This is a genomic window from Bradyrhizobium sp. I1.14.4 (assembly GCF_050435825.1).
Taxonomy (GTDB): domain Bacteria; phylum Pseudomonadota; class Alphaproteobacteria; order Rhizobiales; family Xanthobacteraceae; genus Bradyrhizobium.
Genome location: NZ_JBNDLA010000009.1, coordinates 133,020 through 150,089, shown reverse-complemented (window position 1 = coordinate 150,089; position 17,070 = coordinate 133,020). Strand labels below are relative to the sequence as shown.

At 66.0% G+C, this 17,070-nt stretch carries 17 protein-coding genes; 9 read left to right on the top strand and 8 right to left on the bottom strand.

The genetic code is table 11. The features are described from left to right. The first annotated feature begins 3 nt into the window (after positions 1 to 3). The 5 genes from livM to ABIB78_RS20105 all read left to right on the top strand — a co-directional run bounded on the left by livM (position 4) and on the right by ABIB78_RS20105 (position 5,358). Positions 4 to 1,329: a high-affinity branched-chain amino acid ABC transporter permease LivM gene (gene livM / locus ABIB78_RS20125; RefSeq protein WP_429027712.1), complete on the top strand. Its 1,326-nt coding sequence runs from the start codon at positions 4 to 6 to the stop codon at positions 1,327 to 1,329. Further along, positions 1,326 to 2,159: an ABC transporter ATP-binding protein gene (locus ABIB78_RS20120; protein WP_429027710.1), complete on the top strand. Its 834-nt coding sequence runs from the start codon at positions 1,326 to 1,328 to the stop codon at positions 2,157 to 2,159. The genes livM and ABIB78_RS20120 overlap by 4 nt, the downstream gene beginning before the upstream one ends. Continuing rightward, entirely contained in the window at positions 2,156 to 2,905 is a 750-nt protein-coding gene (locus tag ABIB78_RS20115) for an ABC transporter ATP-binding protein (RefSeq protein ID WP_429027708.1), read from the top strand. The genes ABIB78_RS20120 and ABIB78_RS20115 overlap by 4 nt, the downstream gene beginning before the upstream one ends. A gap of 165 nt (positions 2,906 to 3,070) precedes the next feature. Continuing rightward, positions 3,071 to 4,189: a branched-chain amino acid ABC transporter substrate-binding protein gene (locus ABIB78_RS20110; RefSeq protein ID WP_429027706.1), complete on the top strand. Its 1,119-nt coding sequence runs from the start codon at positions 3,071 to 3,073 to the stop codon at positions 4,187 to 4,189. Between the two features lie 173 nt (positions 4,190 to 4,362). After that, positions 4,363 to 5,358 carry a P1 family peptidase gene (locus ABIB78_RS20105; RefSeq protein ID WP_429027704.1) on the top strand — a complete coding sequence of 332 codons (996 nt, stop codon included), beginning with the start codon at positions 4,363 to 4,365 and terminating at the stop codon, positions 5,356 to 5,358. 200 nt (positions 5,359 to 5,558) lie between these two features. Here ABIB78_RS20105 and ABIB78_RS20100 read toward each other — a convergent pair whose 3' ends face one another. Next, positions 5,559 to 6,383, bottom strand: a complete 825-nt coding sequence (locus tag ABIB78_RS20100) for an EF-hand domain-containing protein (protein ID WP_429027702.1) — start codon at positions 6,381 to 6,383, stop codon at positions 5,559 to 5,561. A 251-nt stretch (positions 6,384 to 6,634) separates the two neighbouring features. Here ABIB78_RS20100 and rpe point away from each other — a divergent pair, with 251 nt between their 5' ends. Then, complete coding sequence (rpe, locus tag ABIB78_RS20095) at positions 6,635 to 7,336, top strand: ribulose-phosphate 3-epimerase (RefSeq protein ID WP_429027699.1); 702 nt, start codon at positions 6,635 to 6,637, stop codon at positions 7,334 to 7,336. 13 nt (positions 7,337 to 7,349) lie between these two features. Here rpe and ABIB78_RS20090 read toward each other — a convergent pair whose 3' ends face one another. From ABIB78_RS20090 to ABIB78_RS20060, 7 genes are all read right to left on the bottom strand, one after another. Continuing rightward, positions 7,350 to 8,828: a serine/threonine protein kinase gene (locus tag ABIB78_RS20090; protein WP_429027697.1), complete on the bottom strand. Its 1,479-nt coding sequence runs from the start codon at positions 8,826 to 8,828 to the stop codon at positions 7,350 to 7,352. A gap of 5 nt (positions 8,829 to 8,833) precedes the next feature. After that, positions 8,834 to 9,574, bottom strand: coding sequence for a metallophosphoesterase family protein (locus ABIB78_RS20085; protein WP_429027695.1), 741 nt, complete (start codon positions 9,572 to 9,574; stop codon positions 8,834 to 8,836). Positions 9,575 to 9,682: 108 nt separating this feature from the next. Then, complete coding sequence (locus ABIB78_RS20080; RefSeq protein ID WP_429027692.1) at positions 9,683 to 10,276, bottom strand: TetR family transcriptional regulator; 594 nt, start codon at positions 10,274 to 10,276, stop codon at positions 9,683 to 9,685. After that, positions 10,273 to 10,407 carry a hypothetical protein gene (locus tag ABIB78_RS20075; RefSeq protein ID WP_016843141.1) on the bottom strand — a complete coding sequence of 45 codons (135 nt, stop codon included), beginning with the start codon at positions 10,405 to 10,407 and terminating at the stop codon, positions 10,273 to 10,275. Before ABIB78_RS20075 ends, ABIB78_RS20080 begins: the two co-directional genes overlap by 4 nt. A 615-nt stretch (positions 10,408 to 11,022) precedes the next feature. Next, positions 11,023 to 11,631, bottom strand: a complete 609-nt coding sequence (locus ABIB78_RS20070; RefSeq protein ID WP_429027690.1) for a hypothetical protein — start codon at positions 11,629 to 11,631, stop codon at positions 11,023 to 11,025. Then, positions 11,624 to 12,298 (bottom strand): hypothetical protein, encoded by a 675-nt coding sequence (locus ABIB78_RS20065; RefSeq protein WP_429027688.1) that lies wholly within the window; start codon positions 12,296 to 12,298, stop codon positions 11,624 to 11,626. Before ABIB78_RS20065 ends, ABIB78_RS20070 begins: the two co-directional genes overlap by 8 nt. Beyond that, positions 12,288 to 13,088 (bottom strand): MotA/TolQ/ExbB proton channel family protein, encoded by an 801-nt coding sequence (locus ABIB78_RS20060; RefSeq protein ID WP_429027686.1) that lies wholly within the window; start codon positions 13,086 to 13,088, stop codon positions 12,288 to 12,290. Before ABIB78_RS20060 ends, ABIB78_RS20065 begins: the two co-directional genes overlap by 11 nt. Before the next feature lie 258 nt (positions 13,089 to 13,346). Between ABIB78_RS20060 and ABIB78_RS20055 the strand changes: the two genes are divergently transcribed. From ABIB78_RS20055 to purB, 3 genes are all read left to right on the top strand, one after another. Then, positions 13,347 to 14,720: a sensor histidine kinase gene (locus ABIB78_RS20055; protein WP_429027684.1), complete on the top strand. Its 1,374-nt coding sequence runs from the start codon at positions 13,347 to 13,349 to the stop codon at positions 14,718 to 14,720. A 25-nt stretch (positions 14,721 to 14,745) separates the two neighbouring features. Then, positions 14,746 to 15,390: a response regulator gene (locus ABIB78_RS20050; protein WP_429027682.1), complete on the top strand. Its 645-nt coding sequence runs from the start codon at positions 14,746 to 14,748 to the stop codon at positions 15,388 to 15,390. A gap of 313 nt (positions 15,391 to 15,703) precedes the next feature. Then, positions 15,704 to 17,011, top strand: coding sequence for an adenylosuccinate lyase (purB, locus tag ABIB78_RS20045; protein WP_429027681.1), 1,308 nt, complete (start codon positions 15,704 to 15,706; stop codon positions 17,009 to 17,011). Positions 17,012 to 17,070: the final 59 nt, after the last annotated feature.

Below are 17,070 nucleotides of genomic sequence, written 5' to 3'. Positions count from 1 at the left end.
TTCGTGAGCCCGACCACAGCCCGCCCCTCGCACGCCGCGCAGCCCTCGGGCGGCGCCTTCATTCTCAAGAAAGCCCTGATCAGCGCCGCTGTCGCGCTGGTGCTGTTCTCGCTGATGATCGGCGTGCGTACCGAGGCCGGATCGCAAGGCGGCCTGATCTACTGGACGCGGTTCGGCGACCTCGCCGCCATGGTTGCGGTCGTGTTCGGCGGCAGCATCATTGTCGAGTTGCTGCGGCAATGGTGGGGACCGGTCGGCACGATCAGGATCGTTCCGCCGCCGGTGCAGGCCGCGATGTCGTTCGCCGGCCGATGGCTCGCGACGGCGCTGCTGGTCTTCACCTTCCTCGTCCCCGTAATCTTCTACGACCAGCGCTACATTCTCGACCTCGGGATCCTGGTCCTGACCTATGTGATGCTGGGATGGGGATTGAACGTCGTGGTCGGCCTCGCGGGCCTGCTCGATCTCGGCTACGTCGCGTTCTACGCGGTCGGCGCCTATTCCTACGCGTTGCTTGCGACCAATTTCGGATTGTCGTTCTGGGTCTGCCTGCCGCTCGCCGGCATCCTCGCCGCGTTCTGGGGCGTGCTGCTCGGTTTTCCGGTGCTGCGGCTGCGCGGCGATTATCTGGCGATCGTGACGCTTGCCTTCGGCGAGATCATTCGCCTCGTCATCATTAACTGGCAGAGCCTGACCGGCGGCCCGAACGGCGTTTCGGGAATTCCCCGCCCGACCATGTTCGGCATTCCGCTGACGCCGAGCGATGACGGCCTCGCGGCCAGGCTCGGCATCGAATTCTCGCCGACCCACCGCATCGTGTTCCTGTTCTACCTGATCCTGGCGATGGCGTTGCTCACCAACTGGGTAACGATCCGGCTCCGGCGGCTGCCGATCGGCCGCGCCTGGGAAGCGCTGCGCGAGGACGAGGTCGCCTGCCGCGCGCTCGGCATCAACGTCACGACGACCAAGCTGACGGCGTTTGCGACCGGCGCCATGTTCGGCGGTCTTGCCGGCGCGTTCTTCGCCACGCGGCAGGGTTTCATCAGCCCGGAATCCTTCACCTTCCAGGAATCGGCGCTGGTGCTTGCGATCGTCGTGCTCGGCGGCATGGGCTCGCAGCTTGGCGTCGCGCTCGCCGCACTCGCGATGATCGGCGGCTTCGAACTGTTCCGCGGCCTCGACCAATACCGCATGCTGGTGTTTGGCATGGCCATGGTGCTGCTGATGATCTGGCGGCCGCGCGGGCTGATCGGCCATCGCGCTCCGACCGTGTTCCTGGAGCGCAACCAGGCGATCTCGTCCGACCTCGTCAAGGAAGGCCACGGATGAGCGGCGACCACATCCTCACCGTCGACCGCCTGATGATGCGCTTCGGTGGCATCGTCGCGGTCAACGAACTCTCCTTTGCCGCCGAGCGGCGCAAGATCACCGCGCTGATCGGGCCGAACGGCGCCGGCAAGACCACCGTCTTCAACTGCATCACCGGCTTCTACCGGCCGACCGGCGGTGCGATCCGCCTCAGCCACGACGACGGCCGCACCATCCAGCTCGAGCGGTTGAACGATTTTCGCATCTCCAAGCAGGCCAAGGTCGCGCGCACCTTCCAGAACATCCGGCTGTTTCCCGGCATGACCGCGCTGGAAAATCTGATGGTCGCCCAGCACAACGCGCTGATGCGCGCCTCGGGCCTGACCCTGCTCGGCCTGATCGGCGTGCCGTCCTGGCGCCAGGCCGAGCAGCGCGCCATCGATCTGGCGCGGGCCTGGCTCGACCGCGTCGGCCTGCTCGACCGTGCCGACGATGCCGCGGGCAACCTGCCCTATGGCGACCAGAGGCGGCTCGAGATCGCGCGCGCGATGTGCACCGAGCCGGCGCTGCTCTGCCTCGACGAGCCGGCGGCCGGCCTGAACGCGCGCGAGAGCGGCGGGCTCAGCGAGCTGTTGCTGTCGATCCGCAGCGAACAGGGCACCTCGATCCTGCTGATCGAGCACGACATGTCTGTCGTGATGGAGATCTCCGATCACGTCGTGGTCATGGACTACGGCGTCAAGATCGCCGAAGGCACGCCGCAGGCCGTGCGCGACGACCCCAAGGTGATCGCCGCCTATCTCGGCGCCGACGAGGAAGAGGCGATCGCCGTGATGGAGAGCGGCACGTGAGCGCGGCACTGGCAATCACACCCCTGCTCGCGGTGCGTGGCGTGCGCGCGGCGTACGGCAAGATCGAGGCGCTGAAGGGCGTCGACATCGAGATCAATGCCGGCGAGATCGTCGCCCTGATCGGCGCCAACGGCGCCGGCAAGTCGACGCTGATGATGACGGTCTTCGGCCGGCCGCGCGCCCGCGCCGGCCTGATCGAATTCGACGGCCGTGACATCACCGGCGTGCCGACCCACGAGATCGCCCGGTTGCGCATCGCGCAATCGCCCGAGGGCCGGCGGATTTTTCCGCGCATGAGCGTCGCGGAAAACCTGCAGATGGGCGCCGATGCCACCGAATGCAGCGAGGCCGAGCGCGAAGCCGGGCTGGAACGCGTGTTCGCGCTGTTCCCGCGCCTGAAGGAACGCGTCGCGCAGCGCGGCGGCACGCTGTCGGGCGGCGAGCAGCAGATGCTGGCGATCGGCCGCGCTCTGATGAGCCGGCCGCGGCTGCTGATGCTGGACGAGCCCTCGCTCGGCCTCGCCCCGCTGATCGCGCGCCAGATCTTCGATGCCATCCGCACGCTGAACCGGCAGGACGGCCTCACCGTGCTGATCGTCGAGCAGAATGCCAACCATGCGCTGAAGCTCGCCCATCGCGGCTACGTCATGGTCAACGGCCTGATCACGCTGGCCGGAACCGGCGCCGAATTGCTGCAGCGCCCGGAAATCCGCGCCGCCTATCTGGAAGGCGGCCGCCGCGGCTAGCTGCACGTTCCGTGCCGTCCCTGCAGCAAGATGCAGCTGATGCAGCGTCGATTTGCCTGAAAATTGCCGGTGACTTCGCTGCGAAATCAGCCGAGAATGCCCGCGGTTTTGGGGCCCGGCGTGCCGGGCTCTTCCGCAAGAGGCAACGACCACGAGGGACGTCTCATGAAATCACTGAAGCTGATCGGCCTGGCATTGGGCGCTTCGTTCGCATTGTCGGCGAGCGCATTCGCGCAAGACATCACCGTCGCAGTCGCGGGCCCGATGACGGGCTCCGAATCCGCTTTCGGCAGGCAGATGAAGAACGGCGCCGAGCAGGCGGTCGCCGACATCAACGCCGCCGGTGGCGTGCTCGGCAAGAAGCTCGCGCTTGAAGCCGACGACGACGCCTGCGATCCGAAGCAGGCGCGCTCGATCGCGGAAAAGATCGGCTCTTCGAAGATTCCGTTCGTGGCTGGCCATTTCTGCTCGTCGTCGTCGATCCCGGCGTCCGAGGCCTATGCCGACGCCAACGTGCTGCAGATCACGCCGGCCTCGACCAACCCGCTGTTCACCGAGCGCAAGCTCTGGAACGTGGCGCGCGTCTGCGGCCGCGACGACCAGCAGGGCCTGGTCGCCGCCGACTACATCATGAAGAACTACAAGGGCAAGAACGTCGCGATCCTGAACGACAAGACCACGTATGGCAAAGGCCTCGCCGACGAGACCAAGAAGGCGCTGAACAAGGCCGGCTTCCAGGAGAAGATGTTCGAGTCCTACAACAAGGGCGACAAGGACTTCAACTCGATCGTCTCGCGCCTGAAGCGCGACAACATCGATCTGGTCTATGTCGGCGGCTATCATCAGGAATCCGGCCTGATCCTGCGCCAGATGCGCGACCAGGGCCTGCAGACCGTGCTGATGGCCGGCGACGCCCTGAACGACAAGGAGTTCGCTTCGATCACCGGACCGGCCGCGGAAGGCACGCTGTTCACCTTCGGCCCCGATCCGCGCAACAAGCCGACCGCGAAGGCGATCGTCGAGAAGTTCAAGGCCAAGAACATCGACCCCGAGGGCTACACGCTATACACCTACGCCGCTATGCAGGTCTGGACCCAGGCCGTCGCCAAGGCCGGCTCTACCGACGCCAAGAAGGTGATGGCCACCATCAAGGCCGGCGAGTGGGACACCGTGCTCGGCAAGATGGCCTTCGACGCCAAGGGCGACATCAAGGCGATCGACTACGTCGTCTACAAGTGGGACGCCAAGGGCAACTACACCGAGATCAATCCGAAGGGCTCCTGAGCCTCTCGCGCCCGATCTGAATCCGAGAACAACGCCCCGGTCCGCCGGGGCGTTTTTTTGCCCTGATGCCTGCAAGTCTTACCGCAGGTCCCCGCCCGCGCGCGTCGGACGGTTGATGCATCCGCCGCTGCTGCTATACCGGATCGATCGGACAGCAGGCGGACAGACCCATCGTGAAAAACCTTCTCACCGATATTGCCGGCGTCAGCGTCGGCCATGCCGACGACGCCGTGATCGCTTCCGGCGTCACCGCCATCCTGTTCGAGCGGCCGGCGGTGGCCTCGATCGATGTCCGCGGTGGCGGCCCCGGCACCCGCGAGGACGCGCTGCTTGCCCCGCACAACGTCGTCGAGGCGATCGACGCCATCACGCTGTCGGGCGGCTCCGCGCTCGGGCTCGACGCCGCTGGCGGCGTGCAGGCCTGGCTCGCCGAGCGCGGCCGCGGCTTTCGCATCCGCGACGCGGTGATCCCGATCGTGCCGGGCGCGATCTGCTTCGACCTGCTCAACGGCGGCAACAAGGCGTGGGGGCGCTTTCCGCCCTATCGCGATCTCGGCTACGCGGCTGCAGATTCGGCGTCGGAGGTGTTCGAACTCGGCAGCGTCGGCGCCGGCATGGGCGCAACCACGGCCAATCTGAAGGGCGGCCTCGGCTCGGCGTCTGATGTGACCGACGACGGCGTCAAGGTCGCAGCGCTCGCGGTGGTCAACGCGGTCGGCAGCGTCACGGTCGGCAACGGCCCCTGGTTCTGGGCTGCACCGTTCGAGATCGGCGGCGAGTTCGGCGGCCGCGGCTTGCCGCCCTCGTTCACGTCAGACATGCTCAAGATTCGGCTGAAGGGAGGCGCGGACGCAACCAGCGCCGAGAACACCACCCTCGTCGTGGTCGTGACCGATGCGCAGCTGACGAAGCCGCAGGCCAAGCGGCTTGCGATGATCGCGCAGACCGGCATGGCGCGCGCGATCTATCCGGTGCACGCCCCGCTCGACGGCGATGTGGTGTTTGCCGCCGCGACCGGCGCCAAGCCGATCGATCCGCTGTTCGGCCTGACCAAGCTCGGCGCGCTCGCGGCCAACACGGTGGCGCGCGCGATCGCCCGCGGCGTCCATTCCGCGACCGTGCTGCGCTTCCCCGGCGCGCTGCCGAGCTGGCACGATCGGTTCGGTTAGGCCGCGAAGGCAGTGTGCTCCCTCGCCCCGTTCTTACGGGGAGAGGGTTGGGGTGAGGGGCTGCCTCCGCATCGAGGGTGACAGACAGACTCGCGGAGAATCCCCCTCACCGGGAACGCATCTAGCGATGCGTTCGGGCCTCTCCCGCACGCGGGGAGAGGCGGAGCTCGCGGCTACGCTGTCTCAGACAGCGTAATGTGTTACGCGCTGACCGACACACCTGCGGAGGCCTGCGCCGAGATCGCCTGCGACTGGCGCTGGATCAACTGCTCGATGAAATTATAGGACGAGGTCGCGCTGCTGCTGGCGGAGGACGGGGTCGCATTGCTGGTGCCGGACGCCGCGGCCGGCGACGTCATCGACACCTTCGAGCCGTCGGCATAGGTCATTGTCGTGGTGGTCGAACCGTCGCTGTTGGTCACCGACGTCGAGGTGGCGCCGTCCAGCGCCTGCATCAGCGGATCGGAGCTCGATCCACCCGAACCGCTGCTGGAGCCGGATCCATCGGTCGCGTCACCGGCCGCGTGATGGTGATGATGGCCGCCGCCCTTGTGGCCCTGCAAGGCCTGCGACATCTCGTCGAGGCTGACGCTGCCGTCGCCGTTGGCATCGAGCTTGGAGAACACGTCGTCGGCCTGCGCGGTGTTGGTACCGCCGGCGCCGAGCGCGTTCTCGAACTCGGATTGGGTGATCTGCCCATTGCCGTCGGCGTCGATCTGCGAGAACAGGTCCTTCAGCGCATCCGACCGGCTGGTCGGGGTCGCGCTGGTGGAAGCGGTGGTCTGCGACTGGCTCTGCGCATCGAGCAGCGCGCTCATGGTCTGCGGCGAAATCTGCGCGGCGCCGCTGCCCGATCCGGCAGTGGTGGTGCTGCTGGTCGAAGTCGATGCACCGGTCGAGGGGGCGAACAGCCCGGTCGACTGACTTCCCTGGCTGGAGCCGCCCGTCTGGGTCGTCGACTTCGACGACATCAGCGAGCTCAAAAGATCGATGGCCGACGATGCAGCGCCAATTGCAAATAACATGGCAATACTCCGACAAAGCCGCGCATGCGGCTCGAACGCGTGTCAGTGGCGCAGCAAGGGGCGTGCCATGGCAAAAACCCAGTAAAACCAGGCCTTGGCGCATCGATGCGGGTTCCGCGCACCCGGCAAGAGCTGCCGCCGGCGGCAGAATTTTCCAGGCCCGACACGCCAACCGCTCGCATTGCCCGCCACGCGTCCGCATGTTAGGCGGACTGACCCGTCGCCCCCTGAAGTCTTCCGGAACAGCTGACATGACTCAGTCATTCACCCCGCGTCCCCTCGTTATCGCTCCGTCGATCCTGGCGTCGGATTTCTCAAAGCTCGGCGAGGAGGTCCGCGCCGTCGACCAGGCCGGCGCCGACTGGATCCATCTCGACGTGATGGACGGACACTTTGTTCCCAACATCTCCTATGGCCCCGACGTCATCAAGGCGATGCGGCCGCACACCAAGAAGATCTTCGACGCCCATCTGATGATCGCGCCCTGCGACCCCTATCTGGAGGCCTTCGCCAAAGCGGGCTGCGACCACATCACGGTGCATGCCGAGGCCGGCCCGCATTTGCATCGTTCGCTGCAGGCGATCCGCGCACTCGGCAAGAAGGCCGGCGTCTCGATCAATCCGGGAACGCCGCCGAGCGCGATCGAATATGTGCTCGACCTGATCGACCTCGTACTGGTCATGTCGGTCAATCCCGGCTTCGGCGGCCAGGCCTTCATCCGCTCGGCGATCGGCAAGATCAGCGACGTCAGGGCGATGACAGCCGGCCGGCCGATCGACATCGAGGTCGATGGCGGCGTTGCGCCCGATGTCGCGGGCCAGCTCGCCGCCGCAGGAGCCAATGCCTTTGTCGCGGGATCTGCCGTGTTCAAGGGCGGCACGGTCGAGGCCTACAAGACCAACATTGCCGCGATCCGCCATGCCGCGGCCGAGGCGCGCGGCGAAGCGATCTGAGGCCGCTCGGCCGTCAGAATAAAGCTGGCGGCGTGACCGCGGCATCGGCCGGCTGGTCCGCGCCGCCATCGCCCTCATCAGCATCCGTCGCCGGCGTCAGCCGCGACGGCCGTACCACGGTCACCGTGCACGGCGCTTCCGCGGCGACCTTGGCGGATACGCTGCCGAGCAGCGCGCGGCGCATCGAGGTCTGCCGCGCGCCGATGATGATGTGATCGACCAGATTGACCGCGGCGAATTCCAGGATCGCGGCGGCTGGATCGATCGCCTCCAGCACATGCACGGTCAGCCGCCCCTCCTCGAGCTTGAACGGCCGCGCCCAATGCTGCAGCGCCACCAGGCGGTCGACATGCTTGTTCTGGCCCTGCTCGTCGTGGGTGCGGTCGATCGCCAGGCGATTGAGCTTGAGTACGTTGACGCAAGCGAGCCGAGCCGACGGCGACGTCGACAGCACCTGCTCCGCGGTGACGCGGATGGTGTCGTTCAGCGCCTCGGTTCCCTCGCCGATATCGAGCGCGACGGCGACGATCGGACTCGATGCGAGCTGCGCCGCGACATCAGACTTCGGCTGCGGCGGCACCGCGCCGAGATTGAAGCGGCGGCGCCAGACCGTGCCGAGCGGATCGCGGTTGAGCCGCTGCGCCCGCGCCGTCAGCTTCACCTGCTCGGGATGGCCGAGATCGAACGCAAGCTGCGCCGCGGTCGGATAGCGCGCGGCCGGATCGATCTCGAGACACCGGAGCACGATCTCCTGCAGCCAAGGCGGATAGTCGGGCTTCAGCTTGCGCGGCGGAACGGGATCACGCCACAGCCGCCGGCGCATGCCGCGCAGGGTCTCGGTCTCGCCGTACGGGCGAACGCCGGTGGTGAAGAAATAGAGCAGCACGCCGAGCGAAAACAGATCGCTGTGCGGATCGTCGCGCACGCCGTTAAGGCGCTCCGGCGCCATGTAGGGCGCGGTGCCGTAAGGCAGGCGAAACTCCTCCTGCAACAGGTCCGGCAGATGCTGGTGATGCGAGAGGCCGAAATCGATCAGCACCGCCTCGCCGCGGTCGCGGAACATGATGCTGCTCGGCTTGACGTCGTGATGGATCACGTTCTGCCGGTGCAGGCCGGCGAGCGCGGTGGCAATCTTGCCGCCGATCACCCTCGCCTCCTCATACGGCAACGGGAGAGCGTCGAGCCGCTTGTAGAGCGTCTGCCCACCGATGCGCTCCATCACCACATAGGCCTGGCGCTCGAAGTCGCCGGTGCCGAAACAGGCCGGCACATGCGGCCCCGACAGCCGCGGCAGGATCATCTGCTCCATCTCGAAGCTGACGATTGCGGCAGGGTCCTCACCCTCCGAGGTGAGCGGCACCTTCATCAGCAGCGGCACGTTGATGCCCGGATGGGTGACGCTCCAAAGCATCGCCATGCCGCCACGGTGCAGGCGCTCGCCGATGGTGAAGCCATCGATCTCGGCGCCCGGCTGCATCGTCAGCGCCGCCATGTCAGTCACCTGCCGATCGGCAGACGGTCGGCGAGCCAGTGCGGCAGGCCGTTCGCCTTGATCCGCGCCGCGGCGGTCGCGACATCGTAGGGGATGCGATGATAGGTGATCTCGCGACTCGCGGTGTCGAACATCGCAAACGATGCCGCGGGATCACCGTCGCGCGGCTGGCCGACCGAGCCGAGCACGGCAAGCCAGCGCCGGCCCGTCAGCAATTGCACCGGTACGCCCGAAGTCGGAACGAAGCTCGTCATCTTCGCGGTTGAGGACATCGAGTAGAGGCCGGGACGGTGGATGTGGCCGCAGAAGGTGATCTGCAGGTCGGTTGCCATCATGCTGCGCGCAGCGTCGGCGGTATCCCGGACATAGCGCCACTTCGCCGGGTCGGAGGCCTCCGAATGCACGTAGAGACGGTTGTCTTCCTCGCGCGTGATCGGCAGGCCCGCGAGGAAGGCCCTCTGCCCGGCACTGAGCCGGCTGCGGGTCCAGTCGATGGCGGCCTGTGCCTCGGCATTCATGCTGTCGCTCGGCACACCGATCGCATTGTCATGATTGCCGCGCACCGCGATCGCGCCTTTGGCCACGAGGTCCATCACCGTATCGACGGCCCATTCGGGATCGGCGCCGTAGCCGACGATATCGCCGAGGCAGATCAGCCGCTCGGCGCCGCGCGCACGCGCGGCGTCGAGGCAGGCGGCGAAGCCCTGCCGGTTGGCATGGATATCGGCAAAGAGTGCAAGCCGCATCGTGGTCCGCGTGACTGATCCCTGCCCGATATCAAGCACACGCGGCCCCGGGCTCGCAATCGGGCCAAAGGCATCAGGGAGTTCAGGATATGTCGGAAGGAGCGCCGGCTAGTGCTTGCAGGCCTGAAGCCCCTTCAGCAGCAACGCGATCAGGGCGTCGATCCGCGACGGGCATTCGGGCTTGGCCCATTCCTCGGCATGCGCCGGGTGGTGGTAGCGGACGGTGGCGTCGAACACCGCACGAGCGGTGGCCTTGACGTTATCGATCTCGAACACGCCCTGCGCGACACCGTCGGACAAAATCTTCGCGACCAGATCGACCTGCTTGTCCTTGTAGGCTTCCACCACCTCGCGCGCCTCCTGGGCCAGCGCGAGATAGGTCGCAAACATCTCGGGATCGTCGCAGACCTTCTTCTGCTTGATCGCGAACATGGTCCGCAGCCACTTCTCCAGCCGCTCCGGCGCCGGGCCGGACGCGGCCGCGAGCTTGCAGAGCGGTTCGTTGGCGCGGTCGAGCCAGCGCTTGGCGACCGCGTCGCGGAGCGAGGCTTTGCTGGGGAAATGGCGGTAGACGCTGCCATGGCTGACATCCAGCGCTCGGGCAACGTCGACAACGGTGGCCTTGGCCAGCCCGTAGCGCCTCAAGACATCCTCAGTTGCCTCGAGGATCCGCTCCGGAGTCAAAACCACCGCCTCGTTCATGCGTTTACCGTCTGGTTATCGCTGTCCTGGCCGCGCGTGAACTTGGCGGCCTGGGCGGCCAAGTGGCGGGCGACGCGAAGATTGAGCCACTGTTGAATCTGGGCGGTCAATTGAAAGATTTCTATGGTCATGGAGGTAGTCCTTCGAGGTAGTCAAATTAAGTACGGCTTCCCCGGCCAAACGCCGAAACAGCCACTGGGCGCCCTCCTCCCTTGGGCCAATGAGTATATACACCATCCCGCTGACAGATTTCAATATCTGTCAGACAATATTTTGTGAAATGACAGGGGGTCCCTGTAGCCTCCGCCCTCGAGTCCGGATTGTGGGCGCTACACCGTTCCGCGAGCAGCCGGGCGATCTGCCAGTCCGTGCATTATGTCACCTCGGGGTATCCGGGAGAGAACTGCATGGACCGGCCGATAACTTTCAAGGAAATCGCAAAGATTACCGCCGGCGCGGTGGCCTCGCTCGTCATTGTCGGATGGCTGATGGTGCTCGCGATCGCATTCCTGACAGTGCTGTGAGGTCGCTTCACTGCAGCGGAACCGGGCGCCGGAATCGAAAGGGGCCGCCTCACGCAGCGGCCCCTTTGCCGGGAAAATGGCTTGGGGATAAAATCTAGCCCCGGTTAGCTCCAAGATTACACCGTTCAGGGAATTGAGGAATTCCGGATGATTACTGTCCACCCAGCTGACTGATTATTGGCGATCCCTATTTTTGTGCCATCCTCTTATTGGTGCGCCCTCCTATTGCTGCTCGTCCTTGGGCGGCATCCGGGGCGGCGGCAGCGGCGTGAAGACCGACCCTTGCGCGCCTGCCGGCGGGGGCACGAACGTACCCGTCGTGGAATCGCCGCCCGTGGTCTCCAGGATCGTCTTCGGCGTGATGTACTCCCTAACGAAGTCCATGATGGTTCCGTCGCCGCCGCCGAAATCCGCAGCCCGTCCGCCCTGCGGATGCCCGGCCTTGATCTCGTTCTCGGCGGTATGGGTCTGTTCGGCCAGCGCGTCGCTGTAGGGAATGCGGAAGGCGCGCGGGACCGCGCTCGGTCGGTTATCGTCGTCGAGCTCCTCGACCCAGAGATAGATCGAGCCCGGGTCGCCCTCCAGCGAATGCGGCTCCACGATCCGCGTCGACAGCAGCTTGAAGTTGGCCGGCAGCTTTTCCGCGGACGCCCAGCCGAGCAGGCCGCGCATGCCGCCAAAGCTGACGAAGTAGAAGGCGCTGGTCACGACGATGACAACAGCCTTCAGCGACCAATGCAGCCGCGCATAGACCAGCACGATCAGGAGCAGCGCACCGACCACGGCGTAGGCGACCGCGAGCGTAAGGATCACTGACTGCAAGCTAATCACGACGAAGCATCCTGACGCCGGTTTTCGGATCGAGATCGCCGCCGTTGCGCCAACTGCTGCGGAAGGTCTCGAGCAGCGATTTCGGCCGCCGATCGACGTTGATCACCTTGCCCTCGGCGTCGAGACGAAACCTGACCGCGGTCTTCTCGTCGCCGGTGTGATCGACGGTCAGCTTGTCGTCGAAGATCACCTGCGCCGTCGGATTGAGCTTCTGCACCTTCACATTGGCCTGCACCGGCTCGCCGGTCGTGGCCTGGAAATGCGAGACGTTGACGGTGTATTCGCCGGCGACGATGCCGCGCAGCGTGACGATCTCCTCGCGGATCGGGGACGCGATCTTCTTGCCGTTGACCACGATGAAGTCGTTGGCGCCGCCGCGGTCGTCGCGGTCGAGCGTCAGGAAGCCGGCTTCGCGATGCCTGTACCAGGCGATGTTGCCGGCGGGGTCCTGCACGAACAGGTCGAGATCGTCAGGATGATTGTCCGGCCAGTCCATCGTGATGATGAACTCCGCTTTGGACTCAATCTTGCCTTCCTTGGAGTCCGGCGACACCGCCAGCAACGCCAGGAAGAACAGGAAGGCGATCACCTGCAGCGCCTTGAACAGCATGACACCAAGGGGATCGAATGCTTCCTCACGCGGATAGAGCCCGAACTCATCCATCATGGCGGCGTCCAAGGGACGTTTCAAGGCGACGTTCCAAGGCCGGGGTGACGTGCGTCTCGGTCAGCACGACGGCATCGGAAAACACCCGCTGGGTCGCGGAATCCAGCATGTAATACTGGATCCGGACCAGGATGGACCCGATCAACCCGGCCAGCGTCGTGTACATCGCGACCGCCATGCCGTCGCTCATCAGGCCCATCGACGATTTCATCGCGACCTTGTCGGCGGCATCGAGGGAGGCGATCGGCGCCAGCATGATGATGAAGCCGATGATGGTGCCGAGCAGGCCGAGCTTCATCAGCGTGTCGGAGACGAAGGCGCCAAAGCCGTTTGACCCGCGCAGGCGGTCCGCCAACGTCCGCAGCAGCAGCGTCTGGTCGATCCGGCCTTTCGCTTGCGCCTCGGCCTTCTGCACCAGGCTGCGGATGTGATCGGTGACGAGGCCACCGGGCAGGCTGCGCGCATCCGATACAAGCGCCTCTGATACAAGAACCTTGGCACCGTCAGGCGCGGCGAGGATCGCGCGACAGGAACGCGCCACCTCGCCTTCCCGCGCGATCGCCCGCGTCCGCCAGAAGCAATGGATGCAGGTGACGAGGTAGAGAACCGCGATGACGCTGGAAATGTAGGTGCGGTCGGAACTGACCATGAGGCGGATCAGCCCGTAGCGCCACAGCAGGAAGGCGGCGAAGACCGAAAGGCCGGTGAAGATCATCCAGAGCAGCAAAACGCTGCGCTCCGCCGCATCCGTGCCGGCCGATGCGGCCGCGGCGTCGACCTTGGCATCCATGCTGCGTGAGCTCCCTGTGCCGACTGCTCATGAGGCTCTGCGAGGGCCTCATTGCCGTTAGAGCAGAGCCGGCCGGCGCCGTCCAAAGACATCTGCCCAAGTATCGTCGGGCAAATTTCCCGACCTGCATAGCTTCGCACGCTTGCGATTGGCGGGGAATACCGGTGCTGTTAGCATCACTCTCTCGTTTGAGCATGATGTTCCCCGGAAAACCGCGTCACGCCTTTCCGGATCATGCGCTGGCCGTGGAGTGATCGCATGCGCCTCGTGCTTCAACTGGTCGCCCGCCTGCTCGTCATCGTCGCGCTGTGCCTCGGCGCGGCCACCGTCTGGGCCACGGTCGACGCCTATCGCAGTGTCGATCGCGCCACCGAGGCGTCCGCCGCTCGGGTCTCGCAGGCACTCGAGGCGCTGTACTGGCGTGAATTGCTGCTGCGCAGCAACCGGATGCGCGAGCAATTGCTGCCGATGCCGGACTGGCGCACCATCGAAACCATGGGCCTGATCGCGCCCGGGATCTGCCTGCAATTCGAACCGGCGGGTGCCTTCGAGAAGCCGCTCTGCGGCCAGAGCAAGGGGATCGGCAAGGCGCCGCCACGCTGGTTCGCGGCCGCCGTGCAGATGGTGCTCGGCGATCACGCCACCGTAGAGCGGCCGATCAGTGCCCGCGCCGCGACCGCGGGAACCGTGCGCGCCACCGCCGATCCAGCCGCCGCGATCGCGCTCGCCTGGCAGCACATCCTGGACAACATCCATGTCGCGCTCCTGATGGCGCTCGCGATTGCGCTGCTCGCCTCGCTTGCGATCGCGCATACGCTGGCGCCCGCCCACTCGATCGTGTCAGCGCTGCGGCGCATGGCCGACGGCGAGTACCGGACACCGCTGCCGCGCGTCCGCTCGATGGATCTCGCGATGATCGGACGCGCCGTCGGCGATCTCGGCGACCGTCTCGCAGAGGCCGCGGAGGAGCGCACGGTGCTGACGAGGCGGCTGCTGGAAATCCGCAATGACGAACGCCGCACGCTCGCCCGCGAGCTGCACGATGAATTCGGCCAGAATCTCACCGCGATCCTCGCCTTCGCCAACACGATCGAGGCGAGCGCCGGGGACAAGTACGCTGACGGCACCGAAATTGCCCAGGATGCACGGATGATTTCGCAGGCCACGCGCCGCATCATCGCCTGCCTGCGCGACACGTTGAACCGTCTGCGTCATCCGCCGGCCGAGGAACTCGGGCTCGAAGCAAGCCTGATCGATCTCGTCGACAGCTGGCGATCGCGCGACGCGACGCAGCCGATGATCCAGCTCGACTTGCAGGGCGACCTTGCCGACATCAGCGGCACGGTCGCCGCGACCGCCTATCGCGTCGCGCAGGAGTGCCTGACCAATGCGCTGCGCCACAGCGCCGCGCGCGAGATCGTGCTGCGGATCGAGCGGCGGACCGGAACGGAGAATGCGCTCCTGGTGCGCGTCGAGGATGACGGCGGCGGCGATGCGGCCAAGGTGGCGCAGTCGGCGGGCTTCGGCCTCACCGGGGTCAGCGAGCGCGTCGCCGCGCTCGGCGGCTCGCTGTCGATCGCGCGCGCCAGCCGCGGCCTTAGCGTCGCCGCCACGATCCCGCTCGCCGCCTGAGATGACGACCGCAAAGACGATATCCGTGAAGACAAGAGGCATCTCGATCCTGCTGGTCGACGACCATCCCGTCGTCCGACAGGGTTATCGGCGCGTGCTCGAGCATCAGGACGATTTCAGCGTGGTCGCCGAGGCCGACAACGCCGCCAATGCCTACCGCGCTTTCAAGTCGCACGAGCCCGACGTCGTGGTGATGGACATCTCGATGCCCGGCGCCAGCGGGCTGGAAGCGATCCGCAACATCCGCGCGCGCGACGCCGACGCCCGCATCCTGGTCTTCAGCATGCACAGCGAGGCCGCGCAAGTGAAGGCGGCGTTCGGCGCCGGCGCCAGCGGCTTCGTCACCAAGGGCAGCGAGCCGGCCGAGCTGATCGCGGCGATCCGCTCGATCGCGCGCGGCGAGCACGCCATGAGCGACGACGTCGCGCGGGTGCTCGCCCTGGAAAGCCTGGTGCCGACCCAATCGGCGCTCGACCAGCTCGGCGAGCGGGAGATCGAAATCCTCCGGCAGCTCGCGGCCGGCAGTACCAAGGAGCAGATCGCGGCCAACCTCAACCTCAGCACCAAGACCGTGCAGAACTACCACTACCTCATCAAGGCCAAGACCGGCATGCGGACCGACGCCCAGCTGGTCCGCCTGGCGGTCGAATGCGGGCTGGCAAATTTGTAGCGGGACTGCTCCCGCTCCGCGTTCTTACGGGGAGAGGATTGGGGTGAGGGGCCGCCTCCGCGAATTCGGTGACAGCTGGATTCATGGAGATTCCCCCTCACCCGGATCGCATCTCGCGATGCGTTCCGACCTCTCCCCGCACTCGGGGCGAGGTGGCGTGGAGCCCGGCTCGATCGGATTTCGACCCACCCCATTTGCTCTTGCGAATCCCCGTATCAGTGGCCTCCCCCGGCCCGATTTGCTAAAGCACGGCATAGAAACAAAATCGGCCGGCAGCGCGGTGATGCCCGCCCCGCTCGTTTCGGAGATTTCGATGATCCCCCGCTATACCCGCCCGGAAATGGCTTCTATCTGGGAGCCGCAGACGCGTTTCAGGATCTGGTTCGAGATCGAGGCGCACGCCGCCGACGCGCAGGCCGAGCTCGGCGTGATCCCCAAGGAAGCCGCGAAGACGATCTGGGCCAAGGGCAAGGACGCCATTTTCGACGTCGCGCGGATCGACGAGATCGAGCGCGAGACCAAACATGACGTCATCGCCTTCCTGACCCATCTCGCCGAGATCGTCGGGCCCGAAGCGCGCTTCGTGCACCAGGGCATGACCTCCTCGGACGTGCTCGACACCTGCCTCAACGTCCAGCTCAAGCGCGCGGCCGACCTGCTGATTGCCGATCTCGACCGGGTGCTTGCGGCGCTGAAGACGCGCGCATTCGAGCACAAGATGACGCCGACCATCGGCCGCTCCCACGGCATCCATGCCGAACCGGTCACCTTCGGCCTCAAACTCGCCTACGCCCACGCCGAGTTCTCACGCGCCCGCGCCCGCCTGGTCGCCGCGCGCGACGAGATCGCGACCTGCGCGATCTCGGGCGCGGTCGGCACCTTCGCCCAGATCGACCCGCGGGTTGAAGAGCACGTCGCGAAAGCGATGGGCCTGCGGCCGGAGCCGGTCTCGACGCAAGTTATCCCGCGCGACCGCCACGCGATGTATTTCGCCACGCTGGGCGTGATCGCCGCTTCGGTTGAGCGGCTCGCGGTGGAAGTACGCCATCTACAGCGCACCGAGGTGCTGGAAGCCGAAGAGTTCTTCTCCGAGGGCCAGAAGGGCTCGTCGGCGATGCCGCACAAGCGCAACCCGGTGCTGTCGGAAAACCTCTCCGGCCTGTCGCGCATGGTGCGCGCCTATGTGACGCCGGCGCTGGAGAACGTTGTGCTCTGGCACGAGCGCGACATCTCGCACTCCTCGGCCGAGCGCATGATGGGCCCCGACGCGACTGTCACGCTCGACTTCGCGCTGGTCCGCCTGGCCGGCCTGATCGAGAAGCTCCTAGTCTATCCGCAAAACATGCAGAAGAACCTCGACCGGCTCGGCGGCCTCGTGCATTCGCAGCGCGTCCTGATCGCGCTGACCCAGAAGGGCGCCAGCCGCGAGGACGCCTACAAATTCGTGCAGCGCAACGCAATGCCGGTCTGGCGCGGCGAAGGCGACTTCCAGACGCTGCTGAAACAGGACGCCGAGGTGAAGAAGTACCTGACGGATGCCGAGATCGATGAGAAGTTCGACCTCGGCTATCACCTCAAGCATATCGACACGATCTTCAAGCGGGTGTTCGGGGAGAGCTGAGACCCTCTCCGGCATTGCCACGTGACAACACGGCGGGTTGCGCTACGCTAGCTCGCCCT

Coding starts and splice junctions, on each gene's coding strand:
- purB (WP_429027681.1), top strand. CDS start 15,704: ATGATCCCCCGCTATACCCGCCCGGAAATGGCTTCTATCTGGGAGCCG.
- ABIB78_RS20110 (WP_429027706.1), top strand. CDS start 3,071: ATGAAATCACTGAAGCTGATCGGCCTGGCATTGGGCGCTTCGTTCGCA.
- ABIB78_RS20120 (WP_429027710.1), top strand. CDS start 1,326: ATGAGCGGCGACCACATCCTCACCGTCGACCGCCTGATGATGCGCTTC.
- ABIB78_RS20060 (WP_429027686.1), bottom strand. CDS start 13,088: ATGGATGCCAAGGTCGACGCCGCGGCCGCATCGGCCGGCACGGATGCG.
- ABIB78_RS20100 (WP_429027702.1), bottom strand. CDS start 6,383: ATGTTATTTGCAATTGGCGCTGCATCGTCGGCCATCGATCTTTTGAGC.
- rpe (WP_429027699.1), top strand. CDS start 6,635: ATGACTCAGTCATTCACCCCGCGTCCCCTCGTTATCGCTCCGTCGATC.
- ABIB78_RS20075 (WP_016843141.1), bottom strand. CDS start 10,407: ATGACCATAGAAATCTTTCAATTGACCGCCCAGATTCAACAGTGGCTC.
- ABIB78_RS20085 (WP_429027695.1), bottom strand. CDS start 9,574: ATGCGGCTTGCACTCTTTGCCGATATCCATGCCAACCGGCAGGGCTTC.
- ABIB78_RS20080 (WP_429027692.1), bottom strand. CDS start 10,276: ATGAACGAGGCGGTGGTTTTGACTCCGGAGCGGATCCTCGAGGCAACT.
- ABIB78_RS20090 (WP_429027697.1), bottom strand. CDS start 8,828: ATGGCGGCGCTGACGATGCAGCCGGGCGCCGAGATCGATGGCTTCACC.
- ABIB78_RS20055 (WP_429027684.1), top strand. CDS start 13,347: ATGCGCCTCGTGCTTCAACTGGTCGCCCGCCTGCTCGTCATCGTCGCG.
- ABIB78_RS20065 (WP_429027688.1), bottom strand. CDS start 12,298: ATGATGGATGAGTTCGGGCTCTATCCGCGTGAGGAAGCATTCGATCCC.